General features: G+C 42.1%; 24 protein-coding genes, 1 tRNA gene, 1 rRNA gene and 3 pseudogenes. 14 read left to right on the forward strand and 15 right to left on the reverse strand.

Going from position 1 to position 20924, the window contains the following annotated elements; all coding sequences use genetic code 11:
- Window positions 1-296: 296 nt before the first annotated feature.
- Window positions 297-527: a hypothetical protein gene (locus C9889_RS02285; protein WP_129596872.1), complete on the reverse strand. Its 231-nt coding sequence runs from the start codon at window positions 525-527 to the stop codon at window positions 297-299.
- 248 nt (window positions 528-775) lie between these two features.
- Between C9889_RS02285 and C9889_RS02290 the strand changes: the two genes are divergently transcribed.
- The 6 genes and pseudogenes from C9889_RS02290 (at window position 776) to C9889_RS11030 (ending at window position 6579) form a co-directional block, all read left to right on the forward strand.
- On the forward strand, window positions 776-1294 hold the full coding sequence (locus C9889_RS02290; RefSeq protein WP_129596874.1) for a deoxyuridine 5'-triphosphate nucleotidohydrolase: 519 nt from the start codon (window positions 776-778) through the stop codon (window positions 1292-1294).
- A gap of 44 nt (window positions 1295-1338) precedes the next feature.
- Window positions 1339-2130 (forward strand): 2-amino-3,7-dideoxy-D-threo-hept-6-ulosonate synthase, encoded by a 792-nt coding sequence (locus C9889_RS02295; RefSeq protein WP_129596876.1) that lies wholly within the window; start codon window positions 1339-1341, stop codon window positions 2128-2130.
- Between the two features lie 359 nt (window positions 2131-2489).
- Window positions 2490-4240: pseudogene (gene glyS, locus C9889_RS02300) on the forward strand (glycine--tRNA ligase).
- 76 nt (window positions 4241-4316) lie between these two features.
- Window positions 4317-5393 (forward strand): DEAD/DEAH box helicase, encoded by a 1077-nt coding sequence (locus C9889_RS11020; RefSeq protein WP_318531488.1) that lies wholly within the window; start codon window positions 4317-4319, stop codon window positions 5391-5393.
- Complete coding sequence (locus C9889_RS11025; RefSeq protein ID WP_318531489.1) at window positions 5378-5746, forward strand: helicase-related protein; 369 nt, start codon at window positions 5378-5380, stop codon at window positions 5744-5746. The genes C9889_RS11020 and C9889_RS11025 overlap by 16 nt, the downstream gene beginning before the upstream one ends.
- A 65-nt stretch (window positions 5747-5811) precedes the next feature.
- Complete coding sequence (locus tag C9889_RS11030) at window positions 5812-6579, forward strand: ERCC4 domain-containing protein (protein ID WP_318531490.1); 768 nt, start codon at window positions 5812-5814, stop codon at window positions 6577-6579.
- A 2-nt stretch (window positions 6580-6581) separates the two neighbouring features.
- Here C9889_RS11030 and C9889_RS02310 read toward each other — a convergent pair whose 3' ends face one another.
- Window positions 6582-7073: an Sjogren's syndrome/scleroderma autoantigen 1 family protein gene (locus C9889_RS02310; RefSeq protein WP_129596878.1), complete on the reverse strand. Its 492-nt coding sequence runs from the start codon at window positions 7071-7073 to the stop codon at window positions 6582-6584.
- Between the two features lie 220 nt (window positions 7074-7293).
- Between C9889_RS02310 and C9889_RS02315 the strand changes: the two genes are divergently transcribed.
- The 5 genes and pseudogenes from C9889_RS02315 (at window position 7294) to C9889_RS02340 (ending at window position 11164) form a co-directional block, all read left to right on the forward strand.
- Window positions 7294-7566, forward strand: a complete 273-nt coding sequence (locus C9889_RS02315; protein WP_013037155.1) for a UPF0147 family protein — start codon at window positions 7294-7296, stop codon at window positions 7564-7566.
- A 45-nt stretch (window positions 7567-7611) separates the two neighbouring features.
- Complete coding sequence (locus C9889_RS02320) at window positions 7612-8247, forward strand: translin family protein (RefSeq protein ID WP_129596881.1); 636 nt, start codon at window positions 7612-7614, stop codon at window positions 8245-8247.
- Window positions 8248-8259: 12 nt separating this feature from the next.
- Window positions 8260-9878 (forward strand): annotated as a pseudogene (gene sepS / locus C9889_RS02325) (O-phosphoserine--tRNA ligase).
- Between the two features lie 98 nt (window positions 9879-9976).
- A pseudogene (locus C9889_RS02330) lies at window positions 9977-10545 on the forward strand (endonuclease V).
- Window positions 10546-10549: 4 nt separating this feature from the next.
- Window positions 10550-11164: a DUF169 domain-containing protein gene (locus C9889_RS02340; RefSeq protein WP_225419950.1), complete on the forward strand. Its 615-nt coding sequence runs from the start codon at window positions 10550-10552 to the stop codon at window positions 11162-11164.
- Here C9889_RS02340 and C9889_RS02345 read toward each other — a convergent pair whose 3' ends face one another.
- From C9889_RS02345 to C9889_RS02355, 4 genes are all read right to left on the reverse strand, one after another.
- Entirely contained in the window at window positions 11165-11554 is a 390-nt protein-coding gene (locus C9889_RS02345; protein ID WP_129596887.1) for a DUF473 domain-containing protein, read from the reverse strand.
- 5 nt (window positions 11555-11559) lie between these two features.
- Window positions 11560-12303 carry a proteasome assembly chaperone family protein gene (locus C9889_RS02350; protein ID WP_164999256.1) on the reverse strand — a complete coding sequence of 248 codons (744 nt, stop codon included), beginning with the start codon at window positions 12301-12303 and terminating at the stop codon, window positions 11560-11562.
- A 101-nt stretch (window positions 12304-12404) separates the two neighbouring features.
- Window positions 12405-12545, reverse strand: a complete 141-nt coding sequence (locus C9889_RS10015) for a hypothetical protein (RefSeq protein ID WP_157769641.1) — start codon at window positions 12543-12545, stop codon at window positions 12405-12407.
- A gap of 27 nt (window positions 12546-12572) precedes the next feature.
- Window positions 12573-13409 carry a F420-dependent methylenetetrahydromethanopterin dehydrogenase gene (locus C9889_RS02355; protein ID WP_129596891.1) on the reverse strand — a complete coding sequence of 279 codons (837 nt, stop codon included), beginning with the start codon at window positions 13407-13409 and terminating at the stop codon, window positions 12573-12575.
- Between the two features lie 172 nt (window positions 13410-13581).
- On the opposite strand from C9889_RS02355, the gene serB reads away from it, so the two are divergent.
- Both serB and C9889_RS02365 read left to right on the forward strand, forming a co-directional pair.
- Entirely contained in the window at window positions 13582-14265 is a 684-nt protein-coding gene (gene serB / locus C9889_RS02360; protein ID WP_129596893.1) for a phosphoserine phosphatase SerB, read from the forward strand.
- Between the two features lie 78 nt (window positions 14266-14343).
- Window positions 14344-15210 (forward strand): coiled-coil protein, encoded by an 867-nt coding sequence (locus tag C9889_RS02365; RefSeq protein WP_129596895.1) that lies wholly within the window; start codon window positions 14344-14346, stop codon window positions 15208-15210.
- 33 nt (window positions 15211-15243) lie between these two features.
- Here C9889_RS02365 and C9889_RS11035 read toward each other — a convergent pair whose 3' ends face one another.
- From C9889_RS11035 to tgtA, 7 genes are read right to left on the reverse strand one after another with little or no spacing between them, the layout of a single operon-like run.
- Entirely contained in the window at window positions 15244-15813 is a 570-nt protein-coding gene (locus C9889_RS11035; protein ID WP_318531491.1) for a radical SAM protein, read from the reverse strand.
- A 17-nt stretch (window positions 15814-15830) separates the two neighbouring features.
- On the reverse strand, window positions 15831-16118 hold the full coding sequence (locus C9889_RS11040; RefSeq protein WP_318531492.1) for a radical SAM protein: 288 nt from the start codon (window positions 16116-16118) through the stop codon (window positions 15831-15833).
- A complete protein-coding gene (locus tag C9889_RS11045; RefSeq protein WP_318531493.1) occupies window positions 16100-16375 on the reverse strand; it encodes a hypothetical protein in 276 nt (91 codons plus the stop codon). Before C9889_RS11045 ends, C9889_RS11040 begins: the two co-directional genes overlap by 19 nt.
- A gap of 11 nt (window positions 16376-16386) precedes the next feature.
- Window positions 16387-17040: an NAD(P)/FAD-dependent oxidoreductase gene (locus tag C9889_RS11050; RefSeq protein WP_318531494.1), complete on the reverse strand. Its 654-nt coding sequence runs from the start codon at window positions 17038-17040 to the stop codon at window positions 16387-16389.
- 8 nt (window positions 17041-17048) lie between these two features.
- Window positions 17049-17543, reverse strand: a complete 495-nt coding sequence (locus C9889_RS11055; RefSeq protein WP_318531495.1) for an NAD(P)/FAD-dependent oxidoreductase — start codon at window positions 17541-17543, stop codon at window positions 17049-17051.
- A 6-nt stretch (window positions 17544-17549) separates the two neighbouring features.
- Window positions 17550-18491, reverse strand: coding sequence for a UbiA prenyltransferase family protein (locus C9889_RS02380; RefSeq protein WP_129596897.1), 942 nt, complete (start codon window positions 18489-18491; stop codon window positions 17550-17552).
- Between the two features lie 48 nt (window positions 18492-18539).
- On the reverse strand, window positions 18540-20015 hold the full coding sequence (tgtA, locus tag C9889_RS02385; RefSeq protein ID WP_129596899.1) for a tRNA guanosine(15) transglycosylase TgtA: 1476 nt from the start codon (window positions 20013-20015) through the stop codon (window positions 18540-18542).
- A gap of 115 nt (window positions 20016-20130) precedes the next feature.
- On the opposite strand from tgtA, the gene C9889_RS02390 reads away from it, so the two are divergent.
- A complete protein-coding gene (locus tag C9889_RS02390; RefSeq protein WP_129596901.1) occupies window positions 20131-20463 on the forward strand; it encodes an ArsR/SmtB family transcription factor in 333 nt (110 codons plus the stop codon).
- 226 nt (window positions 20464-20689) lie between these two features.
- On the opposite strand, the gene rrf is transcribed toward C9889_RS02390, so the two are convergent.
- Both rrf and C9889_RS02400 read right to left on the reverse strand, forming a co-directional pair.
- Window positions 20690-20811, reverse strand: a 5S ribosomal RNA gene (gene rrf, locus C9889_RS02395).
- 24 nt (window positions 20812-20835) lie between these two features.
- Window positions 20836-20906, reverse strand: a tRNA-Cys gene (locus tag C9889_RS02400).
- Window positions 20907-20924 lie beyond the last annotated feature (18 nt).

Below are 20924 nucleotides of genomic sequence, written 5' to 3' on the forward strand. Positions count from 1 at the left end.
CTGTAATTTCATTGCTGGAATTGGTTTACCTTTATCAAAAAGAACTTCGGAAGCATAGTTCATTCCATCAGAATATTTCTTCACAGTTTCCACTAAATCATTATCAGGATTAACCAATTTCAAGATAATTGTTTTAGTAAGAAACATATACTACTATATTCACACGCAAACTATAAATGCTTTACTGTGAATTGTTGGACGCATTCCTCCCCTACCTCACGGAAGGGGACTCCTGTTTTACGAGTTGAAAAGATGTCTGCAGTTGTTTATTAGAAGAGAGTCAATCAACCTGAGATTCAATAGTACATCACAAGATAGATGTGGACCCCCAGCAGATAAGAAAGGAACCATAATGCAGCTATGAGTTTCATTGCAATGAACCGATTGAGAATATCCTTAACCCTGCCCACAAAAAGTAATTCTACGTAAAGGCCCAAAAGAAGGACAAAAAGGCCCAATCCATGATGGAAAAGCAGTTCAATATTGAAAAACGTGTTAAAATAATAAGTAGATCTTACACCAGACATAGCAGGGTACATAAAAAATATTGTCGACAAAAGCTGTGCAAACAAAGCAAACCCCATTATGCGACAATGGAGTTTAGTTTTATTATTACGAACAAGATATATTGAAACAAGTATAATAATGATCAGAATTGTTTGAATGATAAGGTTCAACATAAAATACCCCCGTCCAAAGTATCTTACTGAATATTGGGACAGAATGATATAAAAACTGCCTTACAATAGAAATACAAAAAAGAGGTTTATAACACATGACAATGCTATCAAAAAACGAACTTAACAAACTCCTGGAGAGGGAGCAGCCTCTTGTCGAAGGGTTTGTGGATGAAGAACTTCAGGTGCAACCCAATGGAATCGAACTTACACTTGAGAGTGTGCACATACTAAATGGAAAGGGTACCATCGATTTTGATAATTCAAAAAGGCAAATTCCTGAAAGTATACCTCTTGATTTTTATGAGGAATGGATTGATCTTGAAAAGGGCATATACAAAATTATCTTCAATGAAATCGTTAATATTCCCAAAAATATTGCAGCACTCGCAACACCAAGGTCAAGCCTGATACGTGCCGGAGCGACTCTGGAAACTGCTGTATGGGATGCCGGATACCGGGGCAGAAGTGAATGTTTACTTGTTGTGTATAACCCTAATGGCCTGAAACTGCAAAAAAACGCGCGTCTTATACAACTTGTATTTTATACTCTGCACACAGAAGTGGCTGAAGGATACAATGGTAAATACCAGAATGAGAATACCTGCTTACAATAATTTTTTATAAAAACACATGTACAAATATGTACAGGAGAGTACACATGAGTGAAATTGGCAAATCCGTAAGGATCGAACGCATATTTGATCGTAATACACAAAACGCAATAATAATACCAATGGACCACGGAGTCGGGGCCGGGCCTCTAAGAGGACTGACAGATATGCCTACTACTGTAAATAAAGTCGCTGAAGGTGGTGCAAACGCAGTATTGGGGCACATGGGTCTTCCCAAATACGGCCACAGAGGATATGGAAAGGACGTGGGATTGATAATCCATCTTTCCGGTTCAACATCCCTTGGCCCTGACCCAAATCACAAGGTACTGGTTACCACCATTGAAGAAGCAATAAAAGTGGGCGCTGATGCAGTATCAGTCCACATAAATATAGGTGCAGATGATGAAGCAAAGATGTTGCAGGACCTTGGGAGAATTGCAAAGGGCTGTGATGAGTGGGGAATTCCACTTCTGGCAATGATGTATCCCAGAGGACCCCGCGTAGCATCAGAACATGATGCAGAGTATGTGAAACATGCTGCAAGAGTTGGTGCCGAGCTGGGGGCAGATATCGTAAAAACAAATTATACAGGAGATATTGATTCATTCAAAGAAGTCGTGGAAGGCTGCCCGGTACCTGTTGTTATAGCAGGCGGCCCCCAGATGGAAACAGAAGAAGACCTCCTGCAGATGATACATGATTCACTGGAGGCAGGCGGCAAAGGTGTTGCAATCGGCAGAAATGTATTCCAGTCCGAAGACCCGGTTGTTACCGTATCTAAAATATCCCGCATTGTACATGGAGGAGAATCTGTAGAAGAAGTCCTCAATAGATAAAATTTGAAAAGAAGAGAGCAAGACCATGTAAGTGGTATGGCCAAATGAAGATATGTTAGGTGGTGGTGGTACGATATGAAAATGGCCTTGCCTAATTATAGTGTATATACAGTTCCCTATAAATACTTTTTGATAATATCATCATTATGATGAGAAATTGTAAGCTATATATACAAATAGATATGATCTGAAAATATTGACAGATCACACATTCCCAATAAATGAACAAATGTTATTGGATTTTAATTGTTCATAATTATAGTGCAATTTTGAAATAGTTCGATAGAATTAAATGTCATGGAAATATGGAGAATGAGATCACTTTCATAGATATTATACCATTTATCGAGGATTAAATTATGGATAAATATGAGCAGGTTATCGAACTGGCAAAAAGACGCGGATTCCTGTGGAACTCTTTTGAATTATATGGAGGTACTGCCGGATTCTATGACTACGGACCCCTGGGAAGTACCCTGAAACGCAGAATAGAAAACATTTGGAGACAATTCTATGTTGTCCGGGAAGGCTTCATGGAAATCGAAACTCCTACCATCGGCATTGAGGACATTTTCGTAGCTTCCGGTCACGTAGGTGGTTTCTCCGACCCCTGTGTGAGTGTGAACAATGCAAAGAGGCATTCCGGGCAGACCACCTGATTGAAGACTATGTAGCGGTTGCTGATGCATTGAGTAACGAAGAAGTAGATGAGATGATCAGCAAATATGATATTTGCTGCCCGGAATGTGAGGGGAAACTCGGAAAGGCCAGAGAGTTTAACCTGATGTTTGAGACAAGCATAGGACCCGGTAATGGCAGACCCGGATACCTGCGTCCGGAAACCGCCCAGGGAATCTTCATTGATTTCCAGAGGCTGGCGCGTTATTACAGGGAAAAACTGCCTTTCGGCGTAACCCAGATCGGTAAGTCATATCGTAATGAGATCTCCCCGCGACAGGGTGTCATCAGACTCAGGGAATTTACCCAGGCTGAAGCTGAAATATTCACCCATCCGGAAGAAAAAACACACCCCGAAATTACTGCAGTGGAGAATGACCTGATAATACTTTATTCCGATAAAGCCCAGGAAAGAGGAGAACTGGAAGAAATGACAATTCGGGAAGCAATCGACAACAAAATCATTGCCCACGAATTCCTTGCCTATCATATTGCCCTTACCAATCGCTTCCTCAAACGTATTGGTATTTCTCCTGACAAACTGAGATTCCGCCAGCATAAGAAGGATGAAATGGCACACTATGCAATCGATTGCTGGGATGCCGAAATCAAAACGGTTCGTTTTGGATGGATAGAAACAGTGGGTATTGCTGATCGGACCGACTATGATCTGATTGCCCATACAAAAATGAGCAAAAACGAGCTGGCTGTCTATATTGAATATGATAAACCTAAAATGGTGAAAAAATTTGCTGTAAAACCAGATATGGGAAAACTAGGCCCCCTATTCAGGAAAAAAGCAAAGGATGTTGCAGAAGCCCTCAAGCAACTCGGGCCTGAAGAACTTGAAAAAGATGGCGATATAAAAGTAGTAGTCAACGGCGAAGAAGTTTCAGTACCAAAAGATGTTGTTTCAGCTGAGGAAGTGGAAGAGAAAATAAGCGGGGAAACTGTGGTACCCCATGTAATAGAACCGTCCTATGGAATCGACAGGATATTCTACACATTACTGGAACATGCTTATGAAGCTGAAATGGCCCCTACAGCTGAGGAAGAAAAGGAAGAAGAGCGTATTCTTCTCAAATTCAAAAGCGAAATCGCCCCCATCCAGGTAGCAGTCCTGCCACTTATGAAAAACAGTGATGAACTGGTCAGTAAAGCCAGGCAGATCGTAAGCAACCTCAAGGACATGGGATTGATGGTAGCTTATGATGATTCGGGAACAATCGGAAGAAGATACCGCAGGAATGACGAAATCGGCACTCCATATTCGGTAACTATCGACTACGACACCCTTGAAGATAATACCGTTACAATTCGTGAGAGAGATACCATGAAGCAGGTGCGCACCCCTGTAAGCGATCTTGAAGAAAACCTGGAAAAATTAATCAGTGGAAATATGGTGTTTGAGGAGGCCGGAAGCCCCCTCTAATACTTTCAATCCGCTTTGCTAAGCTATTAATAAAAATTGTTTGTTATTTCCCCTTTAAAGATAAGTAAAGGGTAATATGGTAAAGTACATACAACATCCCCTGATTAAACCCGATTCTGTCGAACAACGTCTCTACCAGCTTGACCTGGCAGGCAAAGCACTATCTTCCTCTACACTGGTAGTCCTTCCCACAGGACTGGGCAAAACAATAGTAGCTCTGCTTGTCATGGCGTCAAGACTGGAGGCTACGGGAAAAAAGGTGGTAATGTTATCACCCACAAAACCACTGGTCGAACAACACGCAGCTTTTTTTAGCCAGATGTTAAATTTGGAACCTGAAGAAGTGATGACATTTACGGGAAATCTTCCTCCTGCAAAGAGGGAAAATATGTGGGAAAAGGGCAGGGTAATAGTATCCACGCCCCAGGTTATCGAGAATGACCTGCTCACAAAAAGGATCAGTCTTCGGGATGTGGCCCACATAACATTCGATGAAGCACACCGTGCTGTTGGAAACTATTCATATACCTACATTGCAGAGGAATACTTCAACCAGGCAAAAGAACCCCTGTGCCTGGCAATTACCGCAAGCCCGGGAAACTCAGATGAAAAGATAGCAGAGGTCTGCGAAAGTCTGCATATCGAAAAAGTGGCAGTCAAAACAGAAGACGATTCTGATGTTGCCCCTTATATCCACCATAAGCAAGTCGAATGGGTTCACTTAAAATTGCCCGATGAAATGCAAAGGCTCAAGGATTTACTCGATAAAGTCCTGGAAGACAGGATCCAAAAACTGGATGAACTGGGATACAGACTGCCTTACGGGAAAAAAACCTCAAAAAAGGAACTACTGGGACTCCAGAGAAAAATGCAGGGCCAACTCAGAAGTGGAAACCCTGATCCTTCTGTATACAGTTCCATATCCCTCATGGCAGAAATCCTCAAAGCAGGCCATGCAATAGAAGTCATTGAAACCCAAGGAGTAGGGGCTCTTGCCAAGTATGTGGACCGCCTGGAGAGGGAAGCCTGTACAAAGGGAGCGAGTAAAGCTTCTAAAAGACTCATGGAAGACCTGTTCATGAGGCAATTATCCCACGTCTTAAAGAGTGCGGTGCAGAGCATCCCAAACTTGAGACCGTGTGTAACATTGTAAAAGAAGAATTAATCTCCAATCCGGATTCAAGAGTTATCGTTTTTACCAATTTCAGGGATACAGCAGAAATGGTAACAGATGCACTATCGGAGATTGAAGATATAAATCCAGTGAAATTCGTAGGCCAGAGTTCAAAATACAAAGACAAAGGCCTGACCCAGAAACAACAGGTCGAAATTATCGATCATTTCAAACAGGGAAACTTCAATGTACTTGTTGCAACTTCCGTTGCTGAAGAGGGACTGGATATACCTGCAACAGACCTGGTTGTTTTTATGAACCAATCCCTTCGGAAATACGCAGTATCCAGAGAAAGGGGAGAACCGGCCGCAAACATGCCGGCAGGGTTGTAGTTCTGGTAACAAAGGGAACCCGGGACGAAGGCTACTACTGGAGCAGTGCAAACCGGGAAAAGAAGATGCAGGGAAATATCAGACAACTCCAGGAAACACTGTCCACAGAAGAACAAGATAATCCTTTCATTAAAGAAAAGCAGCGCAGTCTTGAAGATTTCGACAACAGTGCAGAACCTGCAGATGACACCGGGCCGGAAGTCGTGGCGGACCAAAGAGAGATACGCAGTACTGTAACACGCAATCTACAAAAAGCAGGTGCAGCCCTTAGTGTAAAAACCCTCGAAGTGGGAGATTACGTTGTCAGTGAGAATGTCGCTATTGAGAGAAAGGAAACCGTGGATTTCGTGAATTCACTTATTGAGGGGAAGCTCTTCGAGCAGATTTCAAACCTGACACGTACTTATGAAAAAACCATCCTGATTATCGAAGGAGAAGGACTATTCAATGCCCGTCGTATCAATCCATCTTCCATATACGGTGCAATGTTATCAATATCAATGGATTTTGAAACAACTATTCTCCATACCAGAGATGCAGAAGAAACAGCAGCTCTCATACTCCAGATAGCTAAAAGACAGCAGGGTAAGGATAAAAAACCTATCAATCCTCACGGGAAAAAAGCTGCTCCAATCCTTTCAAAGCAGCAGGAATATATTGTATCCGCAATTCCCCGGCTTGGACCACAGGCAGCACGCAACCTGCTTGAACATTTCGGGTCTGTTGAGGCTGTAATGAAGGCTTGTGAAGAAGAGCTCAGGGAAGTGAAACTCATTGGTCCTAAAACCGCTGCACGTATAAGGGAAGTGGTTTGTAGCGAATATAAAGGATAAGATCAGGAATTGTGCCTTATCCTCTCCAGAATATTCATTCCCCTCTCGATAAGGTCAAAAGCGTCTTCTACACGCCGGGGGTCTGATTCTGATTGAATGTTTTTTGCTATTTCCACAAGTTTGGATTCAATCAATTGCTCAAGGGGACTTGACCCCTTCCTTTCAGCGTGCAATGCATCAGATACTGGTTCCTGAAGGTTAGTGTGCGGTTGCTCCGAAGCAACTGTTGGTTTACTTTCAACAGGCCCTGTTTCAAACTCTTCTTTTTTGCCGGTGGATACTTCTGTTTCAACAGAAGGAATAGTTTCCTCTATCTTTTCATCCTGGGCCTCTTCCCCCTCTTCTGCAACGTTACATAGGGGACATAGGACCTGACCCTGATAACGGAATAAAGGAGAGCCACAAGTATCACAATGTTGTGCAAGCATTGTGCCACCAAGCTCAAGCAATTTGGAAATTCTTCTTACTTTAGCATCGTCATCATTTCTTCCCATTATTATCACATCACAACTAAAAGAATAATATGTAACCGGAATACAACATTCAGTACAAAGAGGTAATAGTCCACCCAGGAATTTAAATCTGACTGAATAGAACCAACAACTTTCATAAGATAAGATTCCAGCAAACGGGTAAGTTTTTATATGAGATTATTAGTTAGACATACAGAACTAACCCTTATTTTATATCCCTAATTAACTCAAGGTGATGAAAATGCTGTCTGTTAATACTAAAGATGTTATAGAGCAATGCACACAGGTACTGGAGCACATAGCAAACGATAATTCAGTCCCAAGAAATATCAGGCGCTCCGCAACCGAAGTCGTGGAAAAGTTAAACGATGACAGTGAAGCCCTTTTCCTGAGAGCTTCTTCAAGCATATCCATTCTTGAAGACATCAGCAATGACCCCAACATTCCCCTTCATACCCGTACATTAATCTGGAATGTAGCAAGTCAGCTTGAAACAATACCTGTGGATGAATAATTCATCAGGTATCTTTTTTTAATATCTAGATAATTCCCAGGAAACATGGATTCTATTACCGACATCCTTATTGGAAATTTTGAAGAAAAGGATGCTGCGCGGGAAAAAGGTCTGGCCCTATCACGTAAAATTGTAAGAGCGTGCCGCACAACTACTATCGCCATTCATCGCAAAGACAGGGATACTGTCGAAAAGAATCTCCTGACTGCCCATAATTATCTCCGGGAAATGAATGAAACCCTGGGTAAATACCCTGAAATCTATTACAAAGGACCTGTGGGACAGGCACAGCAGGAATATGCGGAATGCATTATCACCTATTCTTTACTATGTGAAAATAAGACACTTGAAGAACTGCCAACTCCTCAACAGATGGAAGTAGAAGATTCAGCCTATCTTAATGGCCTAGCAGAGGCAGGCGGGGAATTGAGAAGGCATGTACTCGATCTGATAAGAGAAGACAAAGTGGCAGAAGGGGAAAAATATTTACAGATAATGGATAACATTTATTCACTTTTGATCATGTTTGATTACCCCGACGTAATTACCGCAAACCTCAGGCGGCACACGGATGTACTCAGGTCCCTGAATGAAAAGACCAGAGGAGATCTGACACATGCATTACAGCAATATAAATTCCAGAAATTAATGACAAATTCTCAGGAAATAAAGCAAATTTAAAAGGGAACTCATATGAAATTCGATCCTGATAAAATAAGAGAAGATGCCAGCGAAGATTTTGACAGGGCCTGGAACGATAGCGCAAAGTATGTCAAAAAGCCCCTGTTCAATGAACGCTATCCTATAACATCACTCAACTATGGTAAACCCCATCCTGTTTATGATACTATTGCAAAACTCAGGGAAGCCTATCTCCGCATGGGTTTTGAGGAAATGATGAATCCCATCATTGTTGATGAACAGGAAGTACACAAACAATTCGGCCATGAAGCACTGGCCGTACTTGACAGATGTTTCTATCTGGCAGGACTTCCCCGACCAAATGCCGGCATATCCGATGAGCGTATATCTAAAATAAAAGAAATGCTGGGAGATCTTTCCACAGAAGATATTGATATAATACGAAAGGTCCTGCACGCCTATAAGAAAGGAGAGATCGAAGGCGATGATCTTGTCCCCGAAATGGCCGCAAAGCTGGACGTGTCAGATTCCCTCATAGTTGAAGTCATAGATCAGGTATTCCCGGAATTTAAAGAACTGACACCCAAAGCAGGCAAACGTACCCTGCGCAGTCATATGACCTCCGGCTGGTTTATCAGTCTCTCAGAGATTCTCAAACGCCGTGAACCCCCATTCAATTTGTTCTCCATCGACAGGTGCTTCCGCAGGGAACAACAGGAAGATGCTGCCAGACTTATGACCTACTATTCAGCATCCTGTGTTATCATGGACGAGGATGTGACTGTAGATCACGGAAAAGCTGTTGCCCAGGCCCTGCTATCACAGTTTGGTTTTGAGAAATTCCAGTTCAGGCCTGATGAAAAACGCAGTAAATATTACAGTCCTGATACCCAGATAGAGGTATTTGCATACCATCCAAAACTTGTAGATTCCAATACCAAATATTCGGATGGATGGGTAGAAATTGCTACTTTTGGAATATATTCCCCGATACCTCTTTCAAAATATGATATTCCCTACCCTGTGATGAATCTGGGCCTTGGGGTTGAAAGGCTTGCCATGATCATCCATGAGGCCACTGACCTGCGAGGCATGAGCTATCCACAGATGGAATTGTACTCTGAATGGGAGATATCCGACAGCGAACTTGCCAGGCATGTCGAAATTGACATGATACCCGAAACACCTCAGGGGAGGGAAATATTCGAAGCCATTGTTGAGCAGTGTGAGGCCCATGCATCCGAACACAGCCCCTGCGAGTCCCTGCATGGGAAGGAGAAATTGAAGGGCACAATGTAAAGGTTTCAGTCATTGAACCCGAAGAAGACACTAAACTCTGTGGCCCGGCTGCTTTTAATGAGATTGTAATTTACAATAACGACATCTTGGGATTGCCAAATAATAAAAAATGGAAAAAAGCATTTTCCAACCATTCAGCAAGGACCGGTGTCAGGTTTATTGAAGCACTGGCGGCAAAGGCAGCAAGCGAGGTCGAAGATGCTGTTGCAAAAGACGATACTGAAATTGAAACACGTGCACGAATAATAAAGACACCTGCAGAAATCAACATTAAACTATCCCCCCTTGCCCAGCGTTATGTGACCGGCAAAAACAAGAAAATAGACATAAGGGGACCTGTGTTTACCACGATAAAGACAGAAATTTCATGAAAATATTATCCTATTCGGCTTTATAGTGGTTCAGAAATCTGCAGGAAGAAATAGGTAGACAGGTAGTCACCACTGATGGGTTTGAAAATATCAAACTTATTGGGGGTGCGGACTGTACCTATTTCAAAGATCTTGTAATATGCTGTATTGTCGTACTAAAATATCCCACAATGGAATTTGTCGAAAGGACAGTTCATATTGGAAAGATAAGTTTTCCTTATATATCGGGATTTTTTTCATTTCGTGAGGGAGAAGGGACAATAAGAGCCTACCAGAAGCTCAGCCACAAACCTGATCTGCTTATGATCAATGCCTGTGGTACCACCCATCCTGCAAATGCCGGATTTGCCTCTCATATTGGAGTGGTCCTGGATAAGCCTACAATAGGGATTACAAAAAGAATTTTTGCGGTAGGGCAAAAATACCACAAAAAGGAAATGAAGCCCAGCCATTATATCATGGAAGAAAACAAAAAGGCTGGCTCCTTAAAGTATTGCCCGAAACAAAACCAATAGTAATTACAGTCGGACATCTTACATCCATCAGGAGTTGCCTGGAGATCACAAAAAAGTGCCTGAAAGGAAACAAAATGCCTGAACCATTAAGGATTGCTCATCGATGTGCAGGAGAAGAGAAAAAGAAATGGGGTAAAAGCAGTGGCACATGAGTGGATGAAAAACATAAAGGGCATTATGGATGAAGGAAGTCCGGTTTGTATTACATTCCAGAACAGTACGAAAGGGGACTTGTCGGAGAAACTCTTCTGCGAAATTATTACCGATGCAAGATATGGAAAACAATCCCTGATAAAAGCACAACGATGCAGAGTCTGCAAGTTCATCCTTGGCAAAAGCAGTGAACCTCCGGCTGAATATTATTTCAACTCCGGTAGATACGCATCATACGAAATCGCAGAAAATGCAATCCTTTCCCTCTGCCGGCTTGAAAAAGAATACGGAACTTTGAAAATCGAACCTCTTTCAAAAAACAGCACTAATTTTGATCTTTGTATTTTGTACCTGAGACCGGAAAAGGCAATGCGAATAATCCAGGCGATGGCCTATTACAATGGAACGCCGGCAGATATTCAAACAATCGGCGCAGCTTCTGTATGCAGTGATTGTATAGCAGGGGCTCTGGATAAAGGAATCGGCCTGTCTTTTGGATGCAAGGGATCCAGAAAACACAGCAAGTATAGCAGCGAAGAAGTACCTATCGGAATACGCTATGACATGCTGGAAAAAGTAGAAAAGGCACTGGGAATAATCCCGGATACCTTTGATTGATCAACGGGCATCATAGTAGGATATCTCTTCTGCATCCACCAGGGTTACCTGCCCTATCTGATTGGAGAGCACTTTCCTCACCCTTGCCACACATTTAGATTGCAGCTGGATACGTATCATGGTCATTTCTCTTTCCTCGTAAAAATTATCCGTACCGTTAATTATACGATGCGTAGAAACCTGATGCTGCATTAGTTTTACAATAATACCTTTCGTGCCTGCAGTCAAATCCTGTGTACCCGTAGAAGTAAGGAAAATATTTTCTCCTACGTTCAGATTCAGTGTCGTGAAAAAATTATGAGGACTTCTAATCTCAATAGTCCTTAAGCCATGATTCTTAAGATCTGTAACTACATCGTGAGAGATTCCGGTTAAAGCAACATATTCCATTTATATCACCCATACATCGGGAACTCTTTTCTGGCGGAAGATGGCTGTTCTGTGGACCGCACATCTTCTGCAAGTTTCTGCATCTCAACTTCAATCTTCTCAGCCTGCTCGATGAGACTTTCCGTATCTATTGAGTAATCACACAGGTCATTTAGGATCTTTATTACAGCTGCAGCAGCCCTTGGATCCGGATTCTGGGTTTGTGTAGCCCCCAGAAGACTGATGGCAGGAAGTTTACGCATAAAGCATTCCGCCATAATACTGCCGGATATACCCGATATTGTACCCATCTGGAAGATTTGCACTTTTTCTTTTATGCGCTCCAGCATTTCCTCAGTTGTAGCAGCACCGAAGACAATAGGTTCTTCACTCGCGGTAGCAATTCCGGCAATTGAAATGATTTCCTTTACATTTACCGATTGGGCCCAATCAACAAGGGCCTTACTTACATCATAGGAAATAGAAGGATTGATGGGGATATCCGACACAACCATTATTAGCTTGAGAGCCGGATTTTCATATATCCTTACAGGCATATTGATTACACCCTCATAGAGCACGGCTATAGGAGGGAAATAACGAGATTCTATGGAACCTATATATTCCATACCGAGTTCTTCAATTATTTGCTGACTTGCAATATTACCCACAAGCCCGATACCCGGGAACCCTTCTATTAAAATAGGTTCTTCGGATTTTACCTTCTCTGTGATAATATGTACATCACTTTTGTAATCTGTTTCCGACAAAAAACCACCTGCGTTTAGAAATCTAATATAAACTATACCAACTAGCATAGTATATGTTTATACTGATAGATAAGTCCTGCCCGAAATGAAACATATAAATTTTATAATTTCTTTTCTTTCAGGTTTATATCTTCATCCTGCTGGTGTGACATCAATATTGCAGATTTTAAGAAAAAGGCCGTTAAAAGCACTGCCAGTGCAAAGAAAAGTAGTGCAATAATAACAATTGTCAGTGGATCCATGTCTCAAAAATAAAAAAGAAAGTGAGTTTACACTTTCTGTGGTTTCTCGTAAAGTTTTGTTTTCTGAAGCTGGACACCTTTCTTGGAATGAGGCTGCCTGAACACAGAATCATTGGCTTTCTCAATTTCCCTGGCTTCAATTGCAAGCTGTGCGGCTGCACGCATGAGTTCATGGCCTGTTGCTGCAGTGAGAGTGACATCCTCTATCTCTTTGAGGATGAAGCAGGCTGGCATGTTCACTTCTGCGACTTTGCTTGCCATGTGAAGGGCTGCGAGACCTTTTGCTTTAGCGTAAGGATTATTGAAACCGGCACGTTCAATGCATTTCTGTGGTTTTGCAAGAATATGTGGAAGTTCAAGGTCTGCACCGGATTTGCCTTCATCGACCTGAGCAGTTACCGCATCAAGTTCTTCCTGGAGAAGCCTGACAACACCACATGTGGAAAGGACCTTCATTGCATCAGAGTTAAAGGAGGCCATTTCAACAGCATCGAGGAACTCTGTCTTAGCACCGATAAGCGGGTCAACGGTCATTATAATGTAACCGAAGCCTGCATCCTCAAGAGCCTGTCTGTCATCTTTCTTGGTAGGTCCGTCAGAGACGACAATGCATGGATAATCGTTCCATAACTCACGGGCAGATTTGGGGCCCGGTGCACTTGCATTGGGGCTGATCATTACAACAAAGTCAGGCTCCCATGCCTTCAATTCTTCAGTAGAAGCTGCTGTTTCCTTGTCCATTTTGGGGCCAGTACCAAACACGCGGGTGCTGATACCTTCCCTGGCTGCAATTTCATCCTGTACAAGGTCAATGACCTGGCTCATACCCAGGTTACCCAATTTGATAAATCCTACTTTTACCATATAATCACAGAGGGAAAATAACTACGTAGCATATATTATTTTTGGAATCACACATAACAGTACCAAATTGTTAAATAAGAATGGAAATAGCGGACCTTTTTATCCGAAAAAGTTAAAAGCAATGTGACTAATCTACAGCCATATTTCCTACATACCTCTATTATTATCTCAAATGATCAGGTTTGATGAAGTGACTTTAGCTAGCAATTCTAACAGAAAATATTCTAAACTGATTGTTTTTGATATGGACAGCACCCTAATAGATGCTGAGTGTATCGATGAGCTTGCACTTGCTGCAGGAGTGGCAGACAAAGTTGCACAGATTACAGATCGCACAATGAGAGGGGAACTCGACTACCATCTGGCTCTTCTGGAAAGAGTGAAACTTCTTAAAGGTCTGGAAATAACAAAGGCAAAGGATGCGGTCGAAAAGATCGAACTAATGCCTGGTGCAAAAGAACTCCTTGAGCATGTACAATCACTTGGATACAAAACTGCAATGTTATCCGGAGGATTTACTCTTTCCTCTGACAGGGTTGCAAAATTACTCAACATCGATTACGTATATGCTAACACTCTAGAGGTGAAAAATGGATATCTTACAGGTGTAGTGTCTGGCCCTATGACACAAAACCTTTCAAAGGAAGTTGCCTTTGAAGAAATTGCCAGAAATAACGGATTCCTACCTGAAGATTGTATCGTGGTAGGAGATGGGGCAAATGATGTCTGTATATTCAAGAGAGCAGGTTATTCAATTGCATTCAATCCAAAACCGATTCTTCATCAACATGCAGATGTCATAATTTCAAAGAAGGACCTTAGGGCATTAATCTCCGTGATTGATTCACTACAATAAAGTGGATCCTGAAGTATCGTGCATTAGAAATGCATGAAATGCCAGCTACATTTGCTGGACCGGGAGGATAAATCGAACATGCAAAAAGAACTGAAAGACAAAAGGAAAGATCTGAGGGACACCTCTGAAGAACACAAGAATAAACGTAATGAACTTAATGCACAGGCAAGTACGCTTGCATCAAACCGCAATGAGCTCAACAAAAAGACCAAAGATCTTATCAACGAAGCACAGGAATACAAAAAACTTCGTGATGAAAACAACGAAAAAGTCCAGGAATTCAAGGATCTTCGTGATAAGACCAATGAGAAGGCAAATGAACTTTTTGGAAAAGTTGATGAGCTCAGAAGTGCCAATAATCTTACAGGACCATCCCTGAAAGAGATTCGCAAGGATATCGACAGGCTGGAATTCTCACAGCAGACCGAAGTACTTACACCATCAAAAGAAAAAGAACTGGTCAACAAGATATCCGAACTCCGGAAACTTTACGATACAAAGAAAAAGCAAATTGAAAGTAATACTGAGCTAAATGATCTGCTTACGGAAGCACAGGAAATCAGGGAAGAGGCTTCCGGCTACCATACAACCCTTTCTGAATATGCTCAGAAAGCTCAGGAATATCATGACAAGATGATTACCACTTTCAAAGAAGCGGATAAGATACGCGCAGAATCCGATACTGCACATAAAGAGTTTGTACAAATCCAGGAAAAGGCAGATGAAGAGCACAAGGCGTTCATTGCAGCCCAGAAGGAAATCCGGGATATTGACAAAGAACTTCGCAAACTCAAGAAGAAAGACGGTGGCAGGAAAGGCGCAGACATGGAAGAAGTCCGTAAGGATGCCGAGGATATATTTGATAAGTTCAAATCCGGTGAGAAACTTACTACAGAAAACCTTATGACACTCCAGAAGTCCGGTCTTCTATCAGAATGGAAATAATTATCAGGGGAAACCCTGATTATATTTTATATATTATTTAAGGACGTATTGATTTCTGTAATTATCATCCCGCATAAGACAGGTTTTTGCTTTATAGACAGAATCTTTCCGGATTCTATCCCATATTTTATTTATTTTTTCTTCATGTATGTTACCCACCGAAATTGGTATGCATGCACATGGACTGACATTTCCTTCAGGGGTTATATGCAACCATTTTTTACCAGCAAAGCATCCCATTTTGCGCAATACATGAGGAACCGAAAATACATGAGGTCCACTCATGTTATTCGAACGTTCAATAAAATCATTGAATTTTTGCATGTCCCCGGATGAGAGAAGGTCATCCTTATGATCAAACCATCGACCGGTGGGTACTATTTCAAAAAAGGTAATTTCATGTACACCCATGTCCTTTGCAAGTTGGTAGAAATTGTCCAGCTCATCGATATTAGAAGGAGAAATTACAACATATATATTTACCATTAATCCGACATCAAGGGCTTTCTCTATAGCAGACATAGCAGCCCTGTAAACACCTGTCCTGCCACGCATCCTGTCATGGTTTACTTCAAATGCACTGTCCAGACTGACACTGAGCATATTCAGGCCTGCTTCTTTTAATGCCAGGGCTTTGCAAAATCCAGACCTACGCCGGAAGTAAACATACCGCTTATTGCTTTCTCATTATCAACATAGTTAATGAGATCTTCAAGTCCTTCATATAACAGAGGTTCTCCTCCATCAAAAATAATTAGAGTCGAACCCATTTCCAGACACTGGTCAATAGCATTTTTCACAATCTCAGGTGAAAGAGATGCCCTGTTATTTGTATTAGGCAACGCACAATGCAGACACCTGTTGGGACATTCCTCGGTGATGGAAATTGTCACCTGTTCAGGAACCATTTTCCCCTCATATACCCCATCTGACTGGAAACCAATCTGCCAAAAGCCTTTCCCGGGATTGGAGGCATCCAGGTGGAAAATACAAGAGACTCACCATTTACAAGGGCCGGTTTGGAACCATCGAACATGTCCATCATATCTGATAGCAGCGGTTTCAATGCTTTTGATGCAAGACCTGAGGTATGCATATTGACACGTCCGTTTTCAACAGTAGCATAAACCTTGAAGAAGGGATTTTTGTAAAAATCGTATTTCATGTTACCACACATCACCTGTTTCTCAGGAATGCACTGAAGCCAAGAAGCGATGACGGTTTCTTTTTTAGCATGAAAAGAGAGACCTGTAATGCTTTTTGAAGAGATGAACCCTGGAGGAAAGATAGGTCCTCCTGTTTGAAAACTTCCATCATACTGTTTATCTCACTATCATCCATTTTGCGGAGAGTTTCAAGCGCCATTCTACCCAAATAATATTCGGTCCTGTATTCCTTTGCCCACATACGTGAATAACGGGACAGGAAACGTGAGGAAGTATTTGCCTCCTGTATACTTTCAGCAGCAACTTTTCCACACATTTTGCCTCCGTGTATGGAATAGCCAATGCCGGATTGCCCGGATGCACCTCCTGTAAGCATAATACCATCAGCAACCATCTGGTTGGGAATAGTAGCGATAGGATCCCCTCCGGTTTTCATTTCACCTATGCGTAAATTTGACAAACCCTTCATGCGCTTGAATTTATCCACCCACCTATCAAAAAAGGAAGATACATCCCGACCATGCCTTCTTACATAGACACCCAGGGTTGCCCTGTCGCCTCCACAGGGAGAATAAGTTGATTTCCATCCGGGAGCCACGCTTCCCACGAAATATTCAAACATGTCCGGCTCACCAATCCCCTCACCTTCTACCTCTGCCTCCATAGCCCAACCTATGCGTCCGGATGTTTCATTGCAGAAAGGCCACAAAGAGAAGCGAGTTTGGAATTGATTCCATCTGAGATTATTACAAGTTTTGAATCGAAGGTGCCCTGCGAAGTACTCACAGAAACCCCTTCATCATTTTTCAATACATTATATGCTTCAACTGATGTCGCAATATCAACACCTGAATCCCTGGTTTTCTGTATGTAGTACCGGTCAAATGCAGGCCGGTCCAGTAAATAAGCGGGGCTTTCGACTTCCACATAGGATCCGGAAGGGGCAACAATATTAGCTCCCCTTAAATTTTTGAGGACATAGGAACTATCCACAGTTTCGCCGGCCCTGTCAAACATCCCTTTAAAAAAAGTGTTAGCAGGATGTGTGTTTTCACCCAATACGTCTTGTTTGTCCATTAAAAGGACATCCAAACCCTGCTCTGATGCTACCCTGGAAGCAGCTAAGCCGGCAGGGGAAGCACCGACCACAATGACATCAGCATCCATTAAAAATCACCATAGAATATTCACATAACCCTCAGAAACTATAGACAGAATTACATCAATTAACAGAGAGCCAAACATCACGCCCCTGTAGCGAGAACCCTGAAGGAAAAGCATTCCTCCTCTTTCTGGCAGAGGATTTTTGATGAAATCAAGGGACTGGATAATCATCCATATCCCCGCAAGAATTGCCCCTGCGAAGAAAATAGGACCAAGTTGTGCCGTCCAACCTATTATGAGAGAAGAAATTACACCTATAATCCAACAGGCAGTCACCAATTTAGATGTCGCAGGTACACCAAATACTACAGGGAATGTAGGCGCACCTTTAGCCCGGTCACCTTCCACATCCCTGGAGACACCGGAAAGAGTAAATCCCCAATCGGTAACACACATCATAATACCCAGGAAAATCCCGGGAAGGGGAAGAATAGAAGTGTCCGCACCCTTAAGAATTCCCGCAGGATCAAAAGCAAGCCAAATACCAATCGGTACAAGCCCGTATGCAATACCCACTGGTACAAAACTTAAGTAGGTAGATCTTTTCGCAAATTTTGAATATATGCTTATAGTACTAACTGCTATCACAAGTACCACAAAAGACTCGGGATTCAGGTACAAGGCAGCTATTGATGCAATAACTACAAGGACAAAGGCATATTTGAACCCCTGTTCCTGCGTGAGAGTAGAAGATGCCATGGGCCTATCAGGCAGGTTAATCTTATCTATATCAATATCACAGCAGTCATTGAACACATAAGAACTTGTTATCGCAGCATAACCACCAATAATTGCAATAATGAAAGGTAAAACCGAAGGTAGATCTCCGGCGTATATATATGATGCAAGCAATGCACTTGCTGCCGGCAGGGCAAGATCCATATCAGCTATTTCAGGTCTGAGCAGTTCCAGATAGGGGTTGCGGGACTTCGATCCAGTTGTAGATACCAAGTAAACCACCCGGGATTAGATTCAAATCCGTGATTTCTGTCAGTTTAGTTAAAGATTTTCATTGGGCATTTCATCTAAAGGAATGGCATTCTTCTTGAGATCTTCATAAAGTGGATGAGCAGTGTACTGTTTTGGGAGATTCAAATAGAATAATCCATTCCTGTTTTTATTAATAAGTTCTATTACGTTTTGTAATGCCACACCTATTGCACCTGGATCCATTTCGTCCGGGATTTCCGCATTGAAAGGATATACTTCAGAGAGTTCAATGGGATATGCTCCAAACGGGGGCTTGAAATTCAGGACATGATCATAATTTCCTTCGCCTTTCAAAGACCTTGAGCGTATAAGAACTTTACCATCCAGATTTAAGCGACCAAGTCTTTCTTTAAATCGTGCAACTTCCGGTCTTTTTGAGGACTCGGGTCCGGTATAAAAGAAAGTGGATTTGGAAAACGGATCAAGTCCTTCAAGCCAGGGACTGTAATTGTACAATCTTTTAAGGGCCGACAACATTGAGGGATGACTCCTGCACCGCTGTTCCACAAGCTCTAACAAATTACCTTCCCTTATTGCCTGCTTGATGTTGCGAATTTCTGCAAATGTCACATATAAATTGTGTCTTGCAAGTAATTCTTTGGAGTTGGAAGCGGATTTTATTTCCGATGCGGTATGAGCAGAACACACCGGACAATTACATGGAAGATACTGAAGATCTTCAAGATGGGTGGTCCCGTCAACAGTTATATAGCGGCCTGCTTTTGCATAAAGGGCATAAGCTGCTGAGTCAAATAAGTCACATCCCATTGCTACAGCAAGAGCAAACATCATTGGATGACCAGCACCAAATAGATGGACCGGTTTTGCAGGATCAAGGCCCTTTTTGGAAGAAATAACAACATCAACCAGATCCGCATAACGGTAGGATTCCATAAGTGGAACCACAGCTCCTATAGGATATACATCAAAGGCATGTTTTGAAAGGGTTTTCGCACTGTGTACCCTGAGATCCAGATGAGTGGAGCCCTGTACAGGACCCGCCAAAAGCATATCGTCCCTTACAATTTCTCTGGCTGCAATCACTCGTTCAAGGGTCGTTTCAAGTTCGTCTTCTGCCCTTTTGTAAGAGACATCAGGAGGAGTTGGAATGTCAAGGGGGACTGCAATATCCGAACCAATATTTTTTTGGAAATCGAGGATCTGCTCATTTGTTACTTCAACATCCCCATAAACGGATAGTTGAAAAGAACCTGAATCTGTCATGATCGGACCATCAAAGTCCAGAAGATGATGCAGGCCTTTTTCCAGTGCTACGTTCCTGAGTTCTTCCTTGCGAGAAATAATATATGAATTTGTAATAAGTATTTGTGCCCCAAACTGATGCATTTCAGAAGAGGGTATCGTGTTTATATTGGGATTGATAACTGGCATAACCGTTGGTGTTTCAACAACACCATGTGGTGTATGCAGTCTACCAATACGGCCAGCTGCGTCTTTTTGCAGTATTTCGAATACAGCGGTCATGGGAGCAATAGATACCGGTGATAGTATATATGTGTATTTGAATGATAATGGAAAGATGTGTAAAGGAGGAAGACAATATATCCCAGTTCAGTCTTTATTGTAGCAGGTGAAAAAAATGATTATTCCCGAACCCATAAAATGCGAAATAGAATATAAAGGAGGAGTGGACAACCTTTATAAAAAAATGCCTCCAGAAGATGAATTCAAGAGATGGAGTGAGATTCACCATGCATTATCATCCCCACTCAGGTTGAAGATATTATATATGGTAGCCAAGCAACCCCTCTGTGTATGCATAATAAAGCATATTCTGAAAGTATCTGATTCAAAGTTATCATACCACCTTTCAATATTAAGTGAAAGTGGTATTATAAAAGGAACCAGAGAAGGAAATTGGATAATATATAGTGCTACAGAAGAGGGTAAACAGATGATAAAGGGAATATAAGGGAACTAAATCACATTCCTTTATTATAAATTCAATTCATTTTGTACTTCCCACCTGTTATCCACTCAACGTTAGAATTGCTATAAAATTTGAGAGATATGTTATAGATTTCCCTAAAAGGGTTAATAGATGCAGGAATTGAGTTGTAAGTAATTGAATTGTAGAAAACGATTATTGAGAAAAGGTAAGTGTCAATAAGTTGAGTCAGCAGCGATTCAATAAGTTGAGTCAGCAGCGATGCATAGTTCCCAAAGGCTCTCGCACTTTAGTACAGTATACAACGCTGGCAGGCTTATCTTCTGTGTTCGGGATGGGTACAGGAGTTACCCTGCCGCTATGGCCGCTGTACTCAACTTATATGAGATGGATGAAAGCCAAGGCCGGATTCGAACCGGGATGGAATCGCTCTGCAGGCGATTGCGTAGCCGCTCCGCCACCTTGGCACATCGGGCATGTGCGAA

Origin of the sequence: Methanohalophilus profundi (assembly GCF_004137855.1) — an archaeon.
GTDB classification, from domain to species: Archaea; Halobacteriota; Methanosarcinia; order Methanosarcinales; family Methanosarcinaceae; genus Methanohalophilus; species Methanohalophilus profundi.